The organism is Halorubrum sp. 48-1-W, assembly GCF_003287355.1.
In the GTDB taxonomy this organism is placed as follows: domain Archaea; phylum Halobacteriota; class Halobacteria; order Halobacteriales; family Haloferacaceae; genus Halorubrum.
On the sequence record NZ_QMIM01000036.1, the window covers coordinates 17199 to 34620 of the forward strand.

Consider the following 17422-nt stretch of genomic DNA (forward strand, 5'->3'; position numbering starts at 1 on the left):
GCGGTCAGTCGAGCCGGGACCCATCCGGGTGGTCGTCGTCGAAGCTGTCGGGCGTGTCGCCGTCGGTGTCTCCGCCGACCGCCTCCGCACAGGCGGTACACGCACCGACCGTCTCGTTCCAGTGGTCCCGGCAGACCTGTCGTCCACAGTATCGACAGGTATGTCGGGCGAGAGCGTTCTCACAGAGTTGACAGAGTCCGGCCACGCTCATGTACGATCGTCGGTCGGGTCGCTTATCACGGTTCGGGCGGACCGACGCGTATGCGCCAGTTCGTCGTCGTCGGCCACGACGTCCCCACGGAGCCGGACGCGATCTCGCTCTCGGACATCCCCGGTGCGGGCCGGCTCGACCTCCTCTGTCGGTGCGTGTCGACGGGAGTCTTCCTCTCACACGGCATCCGCGAGGACGTCAGGGTCCACCTCGTTTGTGCCGACGAACTCACCGTCACGTTCGACGCCGCGACCCTTCGGCACCTCCACCCCGACGAGCGGAACGTCGCTGTGCGGGTTCGGGACGCGCTCGACGCCCGGGAGGACGCGATCGGCCACATGCCCGCGGACGTCTCCCCGGGCGTCGAGCTACGACGGATGGGGTTCGAGACGACGCTCGACCGGCTCGTCGGCGAGGAGGGCTACGGTCCGGACGGGACGCTCGTCCAGCTCCACGAGCAGGGCGACCCCCTCGTCGACGCGGAGCCGCCGAACGACCCGGTGTTCGTCCTCTCGGACCATCACGACTTCACACCCGCGGAGGCTGACGCCATCGGATCGCACGCCGGGCGTCGCCTGCGGGTCGGGCCCGAAGTGCTCCACGCGGACCACACGATCACGGTGGTCCACAACTGGCTCGACACCGACGGGTACGCAAGCTACTGATTACGAAACGATGACGACGCCACCGACCGACCGGGAGACGACGATCGCGCCCGCCACGGACCCGCGATTCGACGTGCCCGCGGTGCTGTGTGGCGTCTGCAGTGAGACCCTGTCGGCCCGGACGTACCTCGACGGCGACGACGCCTGCCCCGCGTGCGGCGCCGCGTTCAATCCTGGCTGCCGAGCACACCGTGACCGGTACTTCGGGACCGGCGACGACGCGAAGTGACCGGGGCTTCGGCGGTCGTGTTCCGATAGCTCACGGAAACGGAGTGGATCGTATCGGGTTGGCCAGGGACGGTCACCACGCTTCTCGGGTGATACCGACGCTGACGACCGCGCACCCGGTGACGCCGCCGACCCCCAGCTTTCGGAAGGATTAAAAGAGCGAACGGCCTTCGTTCAGGTGCGGGCCGGTGGGGTAGCTTGGTATCCTTCGGCCTTCGGGTGGCCGTAACCACGATTCAAATTCGTGCCGGCCCATAGGATACATATACCTTTTCCACCTTTTTCTTCCACTTAGCGACGCTCTCGTGCTGTCTCAGGAGGTGAAGATATGAGCAGCGTCGAGCGGCAGATCGACGTCGATCTCGACGACTGGCGACCCGCGGCGGAGATCATCGACTGGAGCGACGTCGGCGGGTCCGTCTGGTCCCGCTCACGACCGCTCTCGAACAACACGATCGACGGATCGCGAAGGGGATCCGCGACCACTGCGCGGACGAGCTCGAGCCCTACGCGGAGATCATCGCGAACATCAGCCCGGACGATGTCGCGTCGCTCCAGGAGGATGTCCTCGCGCTCGAGGAGCTGGAGGACGCGGCAGCCGACCGCGACGAACCCTTCCTCGTGGAAGGGCCGGCACGTGTCGAAGTCGACGGCGGGACGCCGATGGTGATGGGGCAACACTCGAACGCGAGAGCGCTCGACGCCGAGTCGGAGCCGCTACCGACGATCGCGACGCGTGGAGCGATCCACTACATCAAGGCGCAGCCGTTCGTGAAGCCGAAGAACGGCCCGGCTCGCGGACTCCACAGCTACGCGACGTACACGGCCGACGATCAGCCGCTCCACACGGTGACCGCGAGCAACACCGACGGACACCTCGTCTCTCCGTTCCTCGTCGAGTACTACGGGAACAGCGACACCGCTGATGTCGACGAACCACTCCCAACGGTGACGACGAAGGACTGGCACGCGCTCTGCGTTCCGGATCTGCTCCCATGGGAGACTCCACCTCCGGTATCGGATGCTCCAGCCGCGTGAACTCGCCGCAACACAGGGGTTCCCGCCGGACTACGGGTTCGCCGGGAACAAAGGCGAGACGACCGAGCAGATCGGGAACGCGGTGCCGGTGAACCTCGCGAGAGCACTCGTGAAGGAGGCACTGACGGGGACCGAGCCGAGTCTTCAGACGTTTACTCCGGGGGAGGAGGTGAGCACTACCGATGACTGAAGAAGAGGGTCATACGAAGCGAGTCAGACCACGAGAGGAGTACGACGAGCGCGTTTAAAAAGTAAGGACCAGATCACCGTTTTAGATCCAGCCGATATTATCCGGCGGTCGCTACCCTTCTGAATCCTCCCGAAAAGATATATGGTATCGGGTGATACATGATAATACGACGGCGACATGGCCGATGGGGACGTCGTACTCGACCGTCACTTCGAGGTCGATGTCGAGGAGGGGACGGAAGTCGAGTTGTTCGCCGTGGAGGACTCGAGTAAACTCTCGCCTCAAACGCAAGTACGGTGCGTTCGTCCGCTCACGGCACTGGTGGAAGCAGTTCCGTGAACTCGTTGTCGGCTGTCTCACTCACAACATCGACAAGGCACTCTGAACGTTAGATATAGAGAGTCTACCGGTCACGTTTCATCGAACGACCACTCTCCGTTAACGCGGTGTATTGAGAGACCAGCGTTGGTGGTTTTCGAGGCGGTCACGCGGTCGTGGACTTGAACGCGATTGAAATCTTCTCGACCTACACTCGCATTGTAACAGCCTGTCGTCCCCTCGTCCTCACCCCACGATGGGCTACAAACTCCGACGACATAACGTACCTCTTCGTAGACTTGTTGGAGCTCATTATATAACGATTCAGAAACTACGGGAGTAGAAGGGGATTCAAACCGGTCCTGCCAATCATCGTGTAGCCAGTTGATTTGAGGCGAGTCGGAGCCGGGTGGATTGCTGAGAGTGACGGTTATAACCGATTCACTACGTAATTGGTTCCCTTCTCGGTATCTTGCCTCGATCGATTTCTCTTGGACGTATCCTGTTGCGGGAGTTAACCACAACCAAGCACCGAGTCCACCCAAAGCGGCAACTCCAAGTGACCCAATGACAGTACGGCGGGAGGGCATATTTGTACCGTATTTTCTATAGACATTTGTGGACTCTGATCGACAACTCTGGTGAATACGCACACCTACCTAACGGCTATTCCAGCGAGACAAATGTTGGAACGATAGGATTTCAACAGAGTCGACGAGTTCTAATCGGTGTTCGAATAGAACCTATACGGTTTGGATTCGTAGACCTCTGTTCCGTGTACTCACTACAATGACTCCGTTGAAATCATCAATAGATGATCGGTTTCAGCAACTATTCTGAATACAGGGCGCAAATGAGTCATTGATCCGTCCTAATCTATCGAGGAGATAGTTTTGATGTCTTTAGGCTTAGTGCGATTGAATTTAGCCACTACCCGAACTGTAGCGACGCTATTCAGGGCTATGCTTCGGTTTCATCCATGTCCCACACCGGTCATCTGTTTTCTGTTTCGAACACTGGATGAACTCTACACCCTCATTGTTTGTATAGATCGTCGCCTTCTGATTCTCACAAAACTTACACGTTCCAATTCTGCTTTTCATTTGGTACACTCCGAGGCCCGGCGCGGTCTCAGTTTAGCGTCCACGCGGATCCTAAGATGGCATTGTTTCTGTGAGTAATAAATCATGATGATAGTTGGAACTTCTATTCATAACCTTACATGAGTAGATACTACATACTTAATGACTTGTCTCATCATATTGAGTCGTGTCGCGTAAAAACAGCAACGTCCTTCAGAGGTGTACTGTGTGTGATCACCAACAAGAGACTATAGTTGAAGGAAGGGTTGATCTCAGTGAGGGCCAATTGGTCCCCGATGTATGCGTAGGACCAAGTCAATGCGGGCGCACAGAACACAAGGTTCTCTCTGTATTCACGACAGACCGGTCACCGTATGATAATTAAATTCGAGTGATGATTCTTCTGATGTCAAAACAGTTCGGGTTCCTCTAGTAGCATCTCAATGCCAGTGAGCCGCACGTCAGCAAGTGCTGGCATAGTCTCGGCAAAGTCCTGTAGTTTACGTGTTAATTTTGTATTACAATCTAACCACTCAAGAAGCACACCAAAGCACGAATGTGAGAATGGATTATTAAGTGCGGTTGCCAGGTCTTCCGGTGTCCGAAACTTTGCCCACTCCATGTCCAATGGATACTGATAACGGTCGCCGGCATATTCTTCCCAACTACAGCAAACTGACGGAGACAGGTTGCGAATTGACTGCTTATTTGTAAATCGGAGATGTGCCTGTACGACAAACGTTCGGAAATCCACTCCATCCAGCACGTGTATCGCTTTACGACCAATACACGGCCAATAGCCGCTCCAATCACCGGTTGCAGACATCGTCTCCCAGACTATCCGTGGCCGAACATGTAGCGTTCGGTTGTATGTCATATCATACAGCTCAATCCCATGCTCATCAGGGTCTGTCCGAATCACGTACGACGCTATATATTCTGGAACAGTCTGTACGATTATATCTCCTGAGTATATTGAAAGACTCCGCTCATACACGGGTTTACACAGCATAGGCTGACCTCTCGAGCGTTCACAGGACATCTAGTATTGTGTTCGACTTGTAGAAAGATAACTTGTGCTAATTTTCAAACCGTGAACGCCATCGAGTATTGATTTCGTTCGCCCTGGATCTAAGGTACTAGACTCTCCTTTTTATATTTCGGTACACATCCTCTGTATCCAGTCCGCTAACTCTGTCAGATACTGAGGATTTCAGCAGAGCCATGACAATCAGAGTCCGACGTGATCGTTCAACTCCGTCAGGACCTCTTCTTCAAACGTGTTGAGTCGTGGTGTAGCTATTCCTTGGAACTTGTTCCCCCAGTACAACTGTCCTCGCATCACTAACCTCTCAGAATTTCCATCGTCTGCGATTACTTTGACACTGGTATTCCCTTCGTTGAATGCGATACTGTAGTCGTAGGTAGCAAGCTCAGTAAAGTAGCCCGTTGGATCTTTTGTTCGGACAGTGTGGTCCTGCTTATTTGCGTAGTAGACCCGGTAGTTTGCCAGTACAGATTCGAGTTCATCGACCTGAATCGACCAGTGTTGTTTTATTTGTGAATGCGTGTGTTGTCCTGCGATTATTAGCAGAATGAACTTCCGAATGTTGTCCTGATTCTGGGGACAGCTTTCGAGATGATCTAGGTACGACAATCGTTCTTTAGTGTCTCGTTCGTGGATATTACGAACAATTTCTGCGGCCAACTGCTCGTCATCGGTCGGGTTGCCTTCTAATATCTCACGTGCCTTAGGATAGGTATTCCGCGTGATGTCAAGCACGTTCTTGATGTGACCGGCTTTCTCCTCTCTGTCACCACGGTTCCCCGGATAATCAAATCGGTCCAGTTCGTTATTAACCCACTGTGAGTGATTCCGTCGATCTCGGAACTTTGTCCATGAGATTGCTCCTTCGAACAAACCGAATTCAGTAAGCACATTGCCACCCAAGTTTGAGAGCGTTCCAGTACCTGATTCGACTGATTTGACCTCGGCAAACACTTCACGATCCCCGGTGTTGACGACAATATCTCCGACGCTGGCGTATGAATTCCCGACATGCCGTGCCTCATGGATACGATTGAAATCTTCTTCAATACTCTGAGCAAGGAGTTCTCCCATCTCCATGTCAGCAGCCTCTTGAACTTCCGGAGGCGTTGGATCGCTGTTTAATTCGTTTACGACAACCTGTTCAGTTGCTTCGGCTCGCCCTCTATGATATCTCGACATGACTAGATGTTTTCTCGAATTATAATAAAATTTCTGATAAAATTAGAACTCATACTCCGCGATCGTCTCCCAATCTTTGGCGTCTCCCGTGGTCTCCACGACGGCTACCGTGTCAAACAGAGCCGCTTCAGGTAGCGACTCCGACTCGATCTCTTCGACGAGTTCCAATCGTTCCTCGAGGCTCATATCGCTGTAAATGAGGCTTAGGTGTGGTACGTACATCTCACCAGCGGTTTCGAACGCCTCTACTCCACTCTCGTGTAGGGACAGAAGCTCCAGAGTCGGCTCTACCAACAGGAAGACGCACTGGTACCTCGTCGTTGAGCAGTGGGTATGAGGGAATGAGACTTCGAACGAATCACGCTCTTGAGTGAGCGTCTGTGTGGTTCCGGTGATGGTGTCCTGCTCGCCAGATAGCCCGCCGAGAAGAGTGATGTGTGGATCGAAGACCGGCGCATCGTCGTATCGGTGTGAGTAGTCGTCGATCAATCCACTCAGCCGACGATATTCCGTAGAATCATGATCCGGTTGAAGCCAGATCGAGTAGACATCGGACATGGATGTCGTTTCACGAAGAGCTAGCATAATGCTTCAGCTTTCAGCTCTCGTCAGAATCCCGATTCAAATGTAGTTCTTCCATGTTTCCCTTGAGGTCCTCTTTATAAGCGTCTCTGACACGTGTACTCAAGACATCTCGGTGGTTCCCGTACGCATTCCAGGCACCACGAATCGGACACCAAAACAGATAGGCTTGAGTTAGGAGAACGAGAGCGGCCAAGTAGGTCGCTTTCGAGAACAAGAGCCATGAAGGGACCTCAAACCCGATCTCCGGAAGCCCCTGAGTCAAGAGAATATAGGAACCACCTAAGGCAGCGCCGAGATAGGCGACAACAGCGAGCCACTTCATCGTATTTCGAACGTGTGACTGTACCGTCTCCTGAAGCTCCGCCTGATCGTAATCAACTCCGTCAACACTTTCGAATCGAGGACTCGTGTCGATATCGAGTCCACCGTGGTAGTACTCGTATTCCGCGCCGGGAACGTCGATCTGCGTTTCGATCAGCGCGAGGAGAGCGGCCAACTGGATCACGTAGTTCACCGAAGAGATGTGTGCTAAATACAGAAATGCGAGCACGTACGGGACGAGAACGAGGACACGCCCATCCCCGTTGCTGGTGAAAATGTACCCCACGATAAGCCCGATGACGGTGAAGGAACCGAGGTTTCGCCGGGTCTTTCGCTTCCCGTGAGCTCGAACTTCCTGTCGTAGCTGGTCGTACATCGAGAGGAGAGCGCTTTGATCAGGATCGTCCGATTCCGCGACCTCCTCAGACATATCCTACTCCTGTGAACAGCAGTACATAGTAGTTTCCGCTCGGAATCGAAGGGAAACGAGACCTATCGCTTCCAGCTTCGGAGAGAAGCCACCGACTCCAGGGCGTGGCCGGGAGCGGTAGTCACGAACTGACGGCTCTTTCTCGGCGCGTGTTGCGGCGCTGAGAGCGTTTGGAGAGAGACGAGTGGTTTCCTTCGATTATCTCACGGACTCTTACACCCGACTTCCAACCATCGACCCATACCCGGCGTTCGATATCTTGTGTCGGTGATCGCTCCGTCACCTCGAACAACGCGACCCCCATCGAAGAAGCGATCGTGAACTAGATCAATGTGATGCGTTAACAGATCCACACCTCTTTGTCCGTGTAGAATATTAATGGAATATGAAATTACCGGGAGGCAAGCTACAGGTCCTCCTGACGGTGGGGATCGTCCTCCTCGCGGGCTGTGTGGGAGCAGTACCAGGGGAACAGACATCGACAGAACCGGACGCGGGCGACGGATCGACGGTCGAAACGGCGAACGGCACCCTCGAAGTCCACTACATCAACGTCGGTCAATCGGTCAGTACGCTCATCGTCGGTCCGGAGGGAGAGACGATGCTCGTCGATACGGGTCACTACAACGACGACGGCGAGCACATGTTACAGTACCTCCAGCGGCACGATATCACTCGAATCGATCACCTCGTCGCCTCGCACAACGACGCGGATCACATCGGCGGAAACGCGGAGGTCATCGACTACTACGAGACGGAAGCGGAGGGGATCGGCGCGATCTACGATCCGGGTATCGCCGCGACCACACAGACCTACGACGAGTACCTCGACGCCGTCGAAGAACACGACGTGACGTTGTACGAGACGCGCGAGGGCGACGCGATCTCGTTCGGTGACGTCGACGTCGACGTGTTCGGACCACCCGAGCCGTACCTCGAGAACGAAGCGCGCAACGAGAACAGCATCGTGCTCAAGCTCACACACGGAGAGACGAGTTTCCTGCTCTCCGGCGACGCCGAGGACGATCAAGAAGCGTACCTGATCGACACGTACGGCACGGAGCTACGGTCGACCGTGCTGAAGGCCGGCCATCACGGTTCGTCGAGCTCGACGAGCGGGCCGTTCATCGACGCGGTAGGGCCGCGGGCGGTCGTCGTTTCGAGTGCGTACGACTCGCAGTACGGACACCCGCACGAGGAGGTCCTCCAGCGGCTGTCGAATCGGTCCATCCCGACGTACTGGACCGCGACGCACGGCGACGTCGTGTTCGTGACCGACGGGAGCGGCGTCTCCGTACGGACGCAACGTGACGCACCCACCGACCCGCTCTCGATCCGCGATGGCGACCCGATCGAGCCGGGAACGAGCGACGACGTCGTCGAACGCGCTCGGCTCGGGGGCGAGCCGGTTACGGGCGATTCCGAGAGTGACAGCGACGAGACCGAGGACGACGGCAACGAGACGAGCGACACGGACGAGGAGAACGAGACGACGTCGACAGAGGCCGGTGCGGCGCTGGAGGTCGCCACGATCAACGCGGACGCCGAGGGCGACGACCGCGAGAACCTCAACGACGAGTACGTCGTTTTCGAGAACACTGGCGACGAGCCGATCGACCTGTCCGGGTGGACCGTGAAAGACGAGGCGGATCAGAGCTACGAGTTCCCGGAGGGGTTCACGCTCGATGCCGGCGAGACGGTGACGCTTCGGACCGGAAGCGGCACGGACACCGAGACCGAGCTGTACTGGGAGTCGGGGTCGCCGATATGGAACAACGACGGCGACACAGTGATAGTCTCGAACGGAGAGGGGGAACGTATCCTCGAGGCGAGCTACGAATGAACGATATCGAACTTCCGGACGGCGAGTACACCGCGGTCGTCGACAACGCCGAGGACGGGCTCGCGACCGTGTTCTTCGAACGGGACGGCGAGGAGGTCGGGAACGCGGTTCTGGAGGCGTCACGGCTCCCCTCGGACGCACGGCACGCCGACGCCATCCTCTCCGTGACGCTCCGCGAGGGGCACATCGAGTCCGCTGTGTACGAACCCGAGCGGACGGCGAGCCGAGCGGAGGCGGCACAGGACCGATTCGACCGGCTCTCGAAGCGACCGCCGTCCGACGAGGAGGCGTAGGCCGACGCGAAGTACAAGCGCGAGCAGATCGAGACCGACCTGATCGGCGCGCGCACTGGTTCGCGACTGAGCGGGCACCGCGGGACCAGTTGTGATCGGGTTCAGAGAAGGCTACCCAAATTAGAGTCTCGTTCTCAAAAACTCGCTAACGTCTCGTCGTTCGTCCCACTGAGGTACTGCCGGATCTCACTCTCACGCCAGCCGACCGGTGCCAGTACGCTCTCGACGGCGCGCACAGCGGCGTCCTCGTACCACGCAGTGTCGTACCGCCCTAGGTCCTCAAACGCTAATCGGACTCGCGACGCGCCTCGTGCGTCCGCATCAACGACCACGTACCGCACGATCTGGCCTGGAGCCAGTCTCGCCCCCTCGATCTGCGCTCGTTTCAATGCGGCGACGGTGAGCGTCTCCATCGAGTAATCATCCACGTCCTTCGAGACCCGGTTGTCGACGACAAGCGCGCTGGGATCCACCCTCCCCTCTCGTAACTCACGGAGACGCCGCCGCAGCACGTCACATACCGCCTCGGGCAACCGCGTCTCATCGAACACGCGAAGCGCCTCGCTCTGGACGTCTTCGACCCACGCCGGCGTTGAGCGCTGTCGCCCTTCGATACCGCGTGTCTTGATCGCGTCGCCGAGTCCTGCCTCGGGATACGTCTCACCACGGCGCTTTCCGAAGTACCGGGTCAGCGCTCCCGACTCGGAGTTTCGCATCGGGCAGAACGCCACCCAATCGAACGCGCATTCGTACTCCAGCTCGATACCCGCTTCCTCGCTGATCTCGGCTGTAACCACTTCTAGCGGGCGTTGGTCGCGATCGTCGGCGGGAGTCACCCAAACGGAGTCGACGATGCCGTGTACGACGCGCCAGCCGGCCTCCTCCAGTGCGGTCTTCGCGTCGAGGAGGATCTCGCGAGCGTAGGCGTTGATCGCTTCGTGACACTCGATACGGCCGAATTTAGCGTTCGAGAAGCCCTGATACCCGAAGCAGGACACGAGGATCCACTTGATCGCTGTGGAGGCTGCTTCCAGCCGCTCGCGCTCCTCGTCGTCAGCATCGGGAATCCGCTCTTTGATCTCACTCCGGGCATCGATTAGCGGACCGAGGACCTCCGGCAGGTAGCCGTCTCGATCGCAGATGGAGTAGCCCACCCCCGGCACGTCCTCGCTGTCACAACACCCGCATCGGACGGTCTCGGGGGAAACGTTGCGAGTCCGGATGATGTTGGGATACAGGGATGCGAAGTCGAGTTCGTGGACGTCCTCGTGGACGCCGACATCGGGGGCGAACGTCGTCCCCCCCCGATCAGCATCATCGAGCGTCGAGGCCGGTTTGAACAGTTCCGGACGCCACGCTCGCCACGGAACGAGTACGTCACGACGCCGAGCCTCGCGGATCTGCATCGCCGTCAAGACCCGTCCGATGGAGGCCCATCCGAGTTCTTGTAGCGGGAGTCCGGAGCGCTCGACGAGGTCGAGACAGCCCTCCAGCCCGGACTCGTGATAGAAGAACGAGTTGGACTCATCGACGATGGTGCGTCCGGGAACCGTGTACCGGGCAGGAGAGTGTCCCACGGTGCCGTAGGAGGTGTACGTCGACTCGCCGGCGAGCTTGGTGTAGCCCGGTCGCCGGCCGAACTCGAACTCGACACCGTACGCGTCGGCTGTCTCGAACAGCAACGGGACCAGGTCCGCGGTCGATAGGACTAGGAGGTCGGGATCGCGTTCGTCGAGAGCCGATCGAACGCCGGAAACGACCTCGTGCGGTGATGACCCGACCCGGTCGCCGTCGACGGAGAGCTGCGGCAACGACTCGACGCCCGACACGTGGCTCGGGAAGTCGAGGTACAGCGTTCGTAGGTCACGCACCGATCGGTCGGGGCCGGCCGGCGTGTCCGTTTCGAGGCAGAACCGCAGTTGTCGCGTGAAATCGACGTTGTAACAGGTGTAGGTGTCCGGCTGTCCGAACTGCCGGACTCGCCCCGCGATCGTCCTGACTGCCTCGATCGACGTAGCGTCGACGCGGAGCAGCGGGCGTGCGTCCGTCCGGAACGTCTGCCGATGTGCCTCGACGTCGAGTCCAGTGACCGCGTTCTGGCCATCGAGAACGGATCGGAGCTCGCTCAGTGTGTCCGAGAGCCCGTTCCGTGGCGGTGGCGTCGGATCAGGCCCGCCCGCTCGTCCGTAGAGGTCGCCCGCTGTATCACCCACGAACAGCGTCGGCCGATAGTCCTCGTGAACCTCGCGAGCGACGCCGTCCGGGGTGAGCGTCCATCGGGCGACGCGACCGTCGCCGAGATGATCCACAGTGAGCGTCACGGACTACGCGTCGGCGAGCGATTCGACCTGAGACTCCAGTTCGGCGATCCGGCGCTCCTGTTCGAGGGCGATCGCCATCCACACGGGTGCCAACGGGTCCGAGTGGTTGAGATTGCCGGCCGCGTCGGCGTGATCGCGAGCGTAGACGAACAAGTGGTCGAATCGGGATCGATCCCTACGGCGTAGTGTTCGTCTGAAGGCGCTCCACTCGTCTTCGATCGCTCCTAACTGGTCTCGATACGTCGGGTTCGTCCGACCCATTACCGCATCCCCGGCGTAGCCGTTGTGCGTTCGACCGTCGACGCCTCGTGCATCCGGGCGCGGTGTTCGAGGACCTCACGCCAGTACGCGAGCGTCGTCTGCATCCAACCGTCCTCGGTGTGGTAGACGAGCGTCTCCGTGTCGCCCGAGGCGTCCTCGAAGCGAGGTCCGAAGGGCGTCTTCCGGCACTGGAGGTGCGTCCTCGCGGACCGGCGGAGCGGCTTCGAGAACTCGTCCTCGCGACACCGCGTCACGATGACCGGTACGCCGTGGACTCGAGCGACACGGGCGACCGATGCGATCGCGCGGATGAACATCCGCTTCGCGAGTTCCCCGTCGACGTCGCCGGCGCGGTACGTTCCGTCGAGACCGGTCGCGACGACGACCGACGGCGACTCTCGGACGGCCAGCCGGCCGGCCAGCCGATCGAGGAGCGAGGTGTGCTGGTGGGACGTGAACCCGCGAGCCACCTCGATCCGATCGAGCACGCGATCGGCCGGTGCGAGCTCGCGGAGGTGGGTCGTGTTCGCTCTGTTCGCGCCGTCGACCCAGAACGCCGGCCCGTCGCTACCGAGAACCCGATCGAGAAGGAGCGCCTGTACGGGTGTGACTCCGAGTTCGTCGTCGACGTCGACGAGCGTGACGCCCGGCGCGAGTTCCGGGAGATCGGCGGTGGGTCGTCGGGAACGAGTGTACATGGTAGCGTGGATGGGCAGACGTGTAAAAGGGGTGAGCCATGGACGGACGGTGAAAGTGGAAGTGGTATCCACTGTGGAATCCAGTCGCTATCGGAGGAATGTAGTATAATCTAAATCATGTTCCTACGAGTTACCATTCCGCAACTTGGAAACGATAGTACTGAGCGATACACCAAACGGTAGTGGTGAAAACCAAGGTCAGAACGATACGAAGAAACAAGATCCACTCAAGCAATTACATCAAAATCCGGAACTCATGTTCCGAGCGGAACGATCCATCTACTCTGGCGGTTCCAGACATCGCGAAATTATCGATTCGGCATGGGGTAGAAATCGACAACGGTGGCTAGCCAACTGGTTCGCGGGCGACGCTTGAACCTCCCATCCGGCTCCGTCGCAAAAAAAAAATCTATCTAAGATTACGCTTATTCTTCACAGTTCTCGTTCAGTTCGAACGTCCCACACGTCGCGAGGTCGGTGTACTGCTTGGTCGTCGCGACCACGTCGCTCACCTCACCGGTCGCTGGGTCGACGGTCCGCCACTCGCCGTCACCCGCGTCGTGTGCCCAGAGGGTCTCGGTATCGTCGAATGCGAGCTGGCTGAGAACCGCGTAGCTGTCACGGTCACTCTCGCCGGAGACGATGACTTCGTCGTTGGCCGAATCGGCCAGATCGACTTTGAAGAACGCTCCGTTCACACTGAAGTACAGCACTCCGTTGTCATCAGCAGCGATGTCACCGAACGTGTTGCCGGTGATTGGTAGCGTACGAACGTTCTCCGCCGTCACACTCCCGCTGTCTTCCACGACACTTCCGTCGCTATTCAATTCGACTTTGAACAGGGCGTCGCCGCCTTGCGGAGTGAAGTAGTATGCACCGTCGTAGACCGTCGCACCTGCGATGTCGCCTCCGCCGGAGATACCGTTGTACACCTTGATCCCGAGACAGCCGTCCTCGTTCATCGTCTTGAGGAGGCCACCTTTTTCGGCGAAGTACCAGACCTCGGTGGCCGGATCGAACGCGAGTCCATTCGGGTAGTTCGCATCGGAACTGTTGTCCGGAATGTCCCCGACGACGGCTTCGACGAGCTCGCCTTCATCAGCGTCGTATCGGATACTCCAGATGTCGACTTTGCCCTCTTCGCCTCCAACCCGTGACGTTCCGTACATCGGACAGTCCGGGAACGGCGTCTCTTCGAGGCAGAACTGGAGGTTGCTGATAGCAGCCGTGTTCCCCCCGTTGTTCTCGAGGCCCGACATATAGACGGTGCCCGGGTCATCCACAGTGTCACAGTCGCCACCGCCGAAGGCCATCACCGTCGTCGCGACGTATCCGTCCGCCTCCCATTCGACGGAGACTGGTTCGCACTCCTCTCCATCTTTGCTGTCCCAGTCCGTGATTTCGACGAGTCCAGTGTCCGTCTCCTCCTGGAAATAGCAGTCGGTGATGTTCCCATCCTCATCCGTCTCAGTAACGAACTCGAATTTGACGTAGGCATCACCTTCAGTACACTCGAAGGCCTTGTGGCAGGGTTTCCCGCCTCCCTTGGCTGCGGCCACGCCACTGAACGAGACTCCGACAAGCGCTGTACCAGAGGCCACCCCCGCGCTCTTCAGTACGGTTCGCCGGTTTATGCTCCGCGCTTGTTTGAACTCTTCGTTTGTCATGGTAGTCACTCGACTTTGAGAGCGTCAGGTTCCAACGCGTGAGAAATCTATTCCTACTGCGAGGTACGCGCTCTTCATGTTATACTCTACCGCAGATAATATAAACCTATGTGTTATCCAACATGTGCTAACACAGAGCTATGTGCTCGCCAGTATTGCTTCAATCAGGGAACGTACACTACACGGACAACTGCCAAACTGCTGTATCCATCCTCTGTATCTCGCACACCGTTTCGATCAGACTCGGGTGATTCAACAGTTCTACCGCAGTGTCAGTTACCCACGACTAAAGTCGTGGGCTTCTGCCCTCGCAATCAATGTGAAACGGCCGCCGGGGGAATTTGAGTCAGGGAGCAATTCTTCGATTCGCGGCCGTGGTTCAAGGTTCGTTCCGGCCCACCTCTCCCGTGTTCTCACCGTCGAAGCGGCAGCTATCACTCGAGTTCGATCGTTCGATCGGCCCAGGCCCGGAGACGCCGAAGGACCGCCCGCTCGCGTCGGGACACGGCGTTGTCGCTCCCGAACTCGTCCCCCTCGTAGGCGTTGACCACGACGCGGTCCGCACCGTCACAGTACGCGAGGAAGCCCTCGAGCGCTCCCGATTCGTGCTGGAAGGCGATCGTGGCGTCGTTGACGAAGACGGCTGTGGGGTCCGGCGGCGCGGCGTCGAACCGCCGGTTCGCCCGCTCGGCGTTTTCGCGGGCGAGGGCGAGAACGTCGGCCGGCGTCTCTCCCTGAGAACGTGGGGCGTTGGCGTCGACGCGGCCGACCCAGACGTCGTCGGGTATCGACATAAATCGGTCGAGCCGACCGCCGACGACGCGACCGTCCCGCTCCAGTTCGGGACCGAACTCGAAGACCACCGTGTCGCGCGGGCCGCGCTCGTCGAGCCAGTCTTCGAGCGCCCGTGCGGTCGCCCTCGTCTTGCCGGCCCCTGACGGCCCGACGATCAGCGTGGAGCCGACCGGAGTGATCCGCGGATCGGTCACGCGAACGAGACCTCCTCCCGGACGTACTTGACGAACAGGACGAACGTCGCGACGCCGAGCACGATCGCGAACGCGAGAACGGCGCCGGTGAGGGCGTCGATGCCGCCCCCGGCCTGCTCGCGGAGGAAGTTCGTCGCGAGCGTCCCGGAGACGGCCAACAGGGCGAGCCCGCCGGCGTTCGCGGGCGTGGAGGCCGGCTCGGAAACGGCGCCGCTGTTGAGCAGGAAGAGCACGACCGCGACGGCGAACGGCGTCCCAACGGTCCCCAACGCGAGGACGAGCACGAGCTGTCCGATGACCTCGCCGCCGATGAACGCGCCGAGACCGGAGACGAGCGCGAACGCGGCGAGCAGGACGCGGTATCGCGCGTCCGCCACGGTCGTCCCCCAGCCGAACTTGTCGGCGACGAGGAACGGCGGCACGATGGTGTTCCCGCCGAGGGTGGAGACGGCGGCTCCGCCGAGACCCACCAGGAACAGCAACCTCGCATTCTCGCCGACGAGCGGCCCTAGTGCCTCCGCAGCTCCGATGGTCGTCAGTTGCGGATCGGAGAGGACGCTCGCCGCCACGAGGAAGATCGCGACGCTGTAGACCCCGAACGCGAAAAGCATCGAGACGCCGACGTCGACGGTGGCGAGCCCGTACTCCCGGGCGGTCCACCCTCTGGCCCGCATCGTGTAGGAGTGCATCGTGATGAGCGTGATGTGGACCGCGCCGCCGAGGATCCCCGCCGCGAGCAACGCGCCGCCCGGCGGCAACGAGGGGACGAGGCCGCTCGCGGCCGCCCCGTAGTCGACGGGAACGACGAACAGGGAGGCGACGAACGCGAGGACGACGGCCGACACGAGCGCCTTCGCGAGGAGTTCGAGGAACCGGTAGCCACGCCCGGCGAGACCGGCGGCGAGAACGACGGCCCAGACCAGCCCCCAGGCCCGGGCGTCCACCCCGGTCAGCGACGCCGAGACCGACGCGACGGTGTTCATGATCACGAGCTGTGCGACGCCCGCGGCGATGACCACGTCGGCGACGAGGACCCAGGCCCACGGCTCGCCGAGGTGCTCTTCGACGACGCTCACGATGCCGCGTTCGGTGAGGAGGCCGAGCCGCATCGCGAGGTACTGCGCGAGCGCGCCCGCGGCCGCCGACAGGACGACCACCCAGAGGAGGGTGTACTCGAAACTCGCGCCGCCGGCGATCAGGCTGGCCATCGTCGCCGGCCCGGCAGCGATCGCGCCCGCCACCCACGACGGGCCCGTCCCGGCGAGATACTCGCTGACCGTGCCTCCGGTTACCGTCGAGACGGTGGTCCGGTCGTCGCTCACACCGCCCACCCCTCCCGTCGCCAGGCGGCGTCCCAGAACCGATACTCGTAGCGAGCGGACGTGTGGAACAGCTCCCGGTAGCGCTCCCGTCGTTCGGGAGTCGCGTCCGCCGCCACGTCGTCCATCAGGTCCAGACACCAGTCGGTGAGTTCCGTGAACTCCTCGCCCGAGTACGTCTCGATCCACTCCGCGTAACGGTCGTCGGACGGCAGGCCCTCGGCAGCGAGTCGGTTGCCCGTCTCGTTGAACCCCCACATACAGGGGAGCAGTGCGGCGACGAGGTCGCCGAACGTGCCCGTCGCGGCGACGCGCACGAGGAAGTCGGTGTACGCTCGCGTCGTCGGCGACGGCTCCGTCGCTTCGAGGTCCGTCTCGGAAATGCCGAAATCGGCGGCGTACGCCCGGTGGAGGTCCATCTCCGTGTTGATCGTCGAATCGAGCAACTCCGCGAAGGTCCCCATCCGCCCGAGGTCGGGCGCCTTCGCCGCGCCGTGTGCGAACACCCGCGCGTACTCCCGCAGGTAGTAGTAGTCCTGTTCGACCCAGTAGCGAAACGGCGCCTCGTCCAGCGTTCCCTCGCCGAGTTCGACGACCATCGGGTGATCGAGGATGGCCCGCCAGACGGGTTCGGCAACCTCCTCGAGGTCCTCGGTGAAGCCCATGTCCGAACGCTGTGTTCGGGCGATATATAACTTGGTGATACAACGAGCTTATATCGTGGAGGATCCGT

General features: G+C 59.9%; 18 protein-coding genes, 1 tRNA gene and 1 pseudogene. 8 read left to right on the plus strand and 12 right to left on the minus strand.

Annotation, left to right across the window (positions count from 1 at the left end):
* Positions 1 to 4: 4 nt before the first annotated feature.
* Complete coding sequence (locus DQW50_RS15005) at positions 5 to 211, minus strand: hypothetical protein (protein ID WP_112080078.1); 207 nt, start codon at positions 209 to 211, stop codon at positions 5 to 7.
* Between the two features lie 50 nt (positions 212 to 261).
* Here DQW50_RS15005 and trmY point away from each other — a divergent pair, with 50 nt between their 5' ends.
* From trmY to DQW50_RS15020, 3 genes are all read left to right on the plus strand, one after another.
* Positions 262 to 876: a tRNA (pseudouridine(54)-N(1))-methyltransferase TrmY gene (gene trmY / locus DQW50_RS15010; RefSeq protein WP_112080079.1), complete on the plus strand. Its 615-nt coding sequence runs from the start codon at positions 262 to 264 to the stop codon at positions 874 to 876.
* A 10-nt stretch (positions 877 to 886) separates the two neighbouring features.
* The gene (locus DQW50_RS15015) at positions 887 to 1105 is read left to right on the plus strand and encodes a hypothetical protein (protein ID WP_112080080.1); all 219 of its coding nucleotides are present in this window, start codon (positions 887 to 889) and stop codon (positions 1103 to 1105) included.
* Positions 1106 to 1286: 181 nt separating this feature from the next.
* Positions 1287 to 1359 (plus strand) — tRNA-Pro (locus DQW50_RS15020).
* A gap of 36 nt (positions 1360 to 1395) precedes the next feature.
* Here DQW50_RS15020 and DQW50_RS15025 read toward each other — a convergent pair.
* The gene (locus DQW50_RS15025) at positions 1396 to 1782 is read right to left on the minus strand and encodes a hypothetical protein (RefSeq protein ID WP_112080081.1); all 387 of its coding nucleotides are present in this window, start codon (positions 1780 to 1782) and stop codon (positions 1396 to 1398) included.
* On the opposite strand from DQW50_RS15025, the gene DQW50_RS15030 reads away from it, so the two are divergent.
* From DQW50_RS15030 to DQW50_RS15040, 3 genes and pseudogenes are all read left to right on the plus strand, one after another.
* Positions 1774 to 2142: a hypothetical protein gene (locus DQW50_RS15030; RefSeq protein WP_112080082.1), complete on the plus strand. Its 369-nt coding sequence runs from the start codon at positions 1774 to 1776 to the stop codon at positions 2140 to 2142. The genes DQW50_RS15025 and DQW50_RS15030 overlap by 9 nt on opposite strands.
* The gene (locus DQW50_RS15035) at positions 2126 to 2332 is read left to right on the plus strand and encodes a DNA cytosine methyltransferase (protein ID WP_112080083.1); all 207 of its coding nucleotides are present in this window, start codon (positions 2126 to 2128) and stop codon (positions 2330 to 2332) included. The genes DQW50_RS15030 and DQW50_RS15035 overlap by 17 nt, the downstream gene beginning before the upstream one ends.
* Before the next feature lie 268 nt (positions 2333 to 2600).
* Positions 2601 to 2717, plus strand: a pseudogene (locus DQW50_RS15040) (IS5/IS1182 family transposase); the annotation flags it as partial.
* Positions 2718 to 4963: 2246 nt separating this feature from the next.
* Here DQW50_RS15040 and DQW50_RS17685 read toward each other — a convergent pair.
* From DQW50_RS17685 to DQW50_RS15055, 3 genes are read right to left on the minus strand one after another with little or no spacing between them, the layout of a single operon-like run.
* Positions 4964 to 5962, minus strand: a complete 999-nt coding sequence (locus tag DQW50_RS17685; protein WP_127341348.1) for a hypothetical protein — start codon at positions 5960 to 5962, stop codon at positions 4964 to 4966.
* A gap of 42 nt (positions 5963 to 6004) precedes the next feature.
* On the minus strand, positions 6005 to 6520 hold the full coding sequence (locus DQW50_RS15050) for a 2'-5' RNA ligase family protein (protein ID WP_157964881.1): 516 nt from the start codon (positions 6518 to 6520) through the stop codon (positions 6005 to 6007).
* A gap of 40 nt (positions 6521 to 6560) precedes the next feature.
* Positions 6561 to 7298: a hypothetical protein gene (locus DQW50_RS15055; RefSeq protein ID WP_112080086.1), complete on the minus strand. Its 738-nt coding sequence runs from the start codon at positions 7296 to 7298 to the stop codon at positions 6561 to 6563.
* Between the two features lie 385 nt (positions 7299 to 7683).
* On the opposite strand from DQW50_RS15055, the gene DQW50_RS15060 reads away from it, so the two are divergent.
* Together DQW50_RS15060 and DQW50_RS15065 are read left to right on the plus strand one after the other, a co-directional pair.
* Positions 7684 to 9141 (plus strand): lamin tail domain-containing protein, encoded by a 1458-nt coding sequence (locus tag DQW50_RS15060; RefSeq protein ID WP_241964450.1) that lies wholly within the window; start codon positions 7684 to 7686, stop codon positions 9139 to 9141.
* A complete protein-coding gene (locus DQW50_RS15065; RefSeq protein ID WP_112080087.1) occupies positions 9138 to 9434 on the plus strand; it encodes a DUF3006 family protein in 297 nt (98 codons plus the stop codon). The genes DQW50_RS15060 and DQW50_RS15065 overlap by 4 nt, the downstream gene beginning before the upstream one ends.
* Before the next feature lie 134 nt (positions 9435 to 9568).
* Here DQW50_RS15065 and DQW50_RS15070 read toward each other — a convergent pair whose 3' ends face one another.
* From DQW50_RS15070 to tenA, 7 genes are all read right to left on the minus strand, one after another.
* A complete protein-coding gene (locus DQW50_RS15070) occupies positions 9569 to 11755 on the minus strand; it encodes a type B DNA-directed DNA polymerase (protein WP_112080088.1) in 2187 nt (728 codons plus the stop codon).
* Between the two features lie 3 nt (positions 11756 to 11758).
* Positions 11759 to 11908 carry a hypothetical protein gene (locus DQW50_RS18885; RefSeq protein WP_394338595.1) on the minus strand — a complete coding sequence of 50 codons (150 nt, stop codon included), beginning with the start codon at positions 11906 to 11908 and terminating at the stop codon, positions 11759 to 11761.
* A gap of 107 nt (positions 11909 to 12015) precedes the next feature.
* The gene (locus DQW50_RS15080; protein WP_112080090.1) at positions 12016 to 12714 is read right to left on the minus strand and encodes a hypothetical protein; all 699 of its coding nucleotides are present in this window, start codon (positions 12712 to 12714) and stop codon (positions 12016 to 12018) included.
* Positions 12715 to 13139: 425 nt separating this feature from the next.
* Positions 13140 to 14381, minus strand: a complete 1242-nt coding sequence (locus DQW50_RS15085; RefSeq protein ID WP_127341349.1) for a hypothetical protein — start codon at positions 14379 to 14381, stop codon at positions 13140 to 13142.
* A gap of 434 nt (positions 14382 to 14815) precedes the next feature.
* A complete protein-coding gene (locus DQW50_RS15090; protein ID WP_112080092.1) occupies positions 14816 to 15370 on the minus strand; it encodes a hypothetical protein in 555 nt (184 codons plus the stop codon).
* Complete coding sequence (locus DQW50_RS15095) at positions 15367 to 16692, minus strand: divalent metal cation transporter (RefSeq protein WP_198664697.1); 1326 nt, start codon at positions 16690 to 16692, stop codon at positions 15367 to 15369. Before DQW50_RS15095 ends, DQW50_RS15090 begins: the two co-directional genes overlap by 4 nt.
* Positions 16689 to 17354 carry a thiaminase II gene (gene tenA, locus DQW50_RS15100; RefSeq protein ID WP_112080093.1) on the minus strand — a complete coding sequence of 222 codons (666 nt, stop codon included), beginning with the start codon at positions 17352 to 17354 and terminating at the stop codon, positions 16689 to 16691. Before tenA ends, DQW50_RS15095 begins: the two co-directional genes overlap by 4 nt.
* Positions 17355 to 17422 lie beyond the last annotated feature (68 nt).

Bases quoted from the DNA above. Each gene is read 5' to 3' on its own strand.
- DQW50_RS15060 (WP_241964450.1), top strand. From the start codon at position 7,684: ATGAAATTACCGGGAGGCAAGCTACAGGTCCTCCTGACGGTGGGGATC.
- DQW50_RS15035 (WP_112080083.1), top strand. From the start codon at position 2,126: ATGCTCCAGCCGCGTGAACTCGCCGCAACACAGGGGTTCCCGCCGGAC.
- DQW50_RS15065 (WP_112080087.1), top strand. From the start codon at position 9,138: ATGAACGATATCGAACTTCCGGACGGCGAGTACACCGCGGTCGTCGAC.
- DQW50_RS15050 (WP_157964881.1), bottom strand. From the start codon at position 6,520: ATGTCCGATGTCTACTCGATCTGGCTTCAACCGGATCATGATTCTACG.
- trmY (WP_112080079.1), top strand. From the start codon at position 262: ATGCGCCAGTTCGTCGTCGTCGGCCACGACGTCCCCACGGAGCCGGAC.
- tenA (WP_112080093.1), bottom strand. From the start codon at position 17,354: ATGGGCTTCACCGAGGACCTCGAGGAGGTTGCCGAACCCGTCTGGCGG.
- DQW50_RS15080 (WP_112080090.1), bottom strand. From the start codon at position 12,714: ATGTACACTCGTTCCCGACGACCCACCGCCGATCTCCCGGAACTCGCG.
- DQW50_RS15085 (WP_127341349.1), bottom strand. From the start codon at position 14,381: ATGACAAACGAAGAGTTCAAACAAGCGCGGAGCATAAACCGGCGAACC.
- DQW50_RS15005 (WP_112080078.1), bottom strand. From the start codon at position 211: ATGAGCGTGGCCGGACTCTGTCAACTCTGTGAGAACGCTCTCGCCCGA.
- DQW50_RS15055 (WP_112080086.1), bottom strand. From the start codon at position 7,298: ATGTCTGAGGAGGTCGCGGAATCGGACGATCCTGATCAAAGCGCTCTC.
- DQW50_RS15015 (WP_112080080.1), top strand. From the start codon at position 887: ATGACGACGCCACCGACCGACCGGGAGACGACGATCGCGCCCGCCACG.
- DQW50_RS15030 (WP_112080082.1), top strand. From the start codon at position 1,774: ATGGGGCAACACTCGAACGCGAGAGCGCTCGACGCCGAGTCGGAGCCG.
- DQW50_RS17685 (WP_127341348.1), bottom strand. From the start codon at position 5,962: ATGTCGAGATATCATAGAGGGCGAGCCGAAGCAACTGAACAGGTTGTC.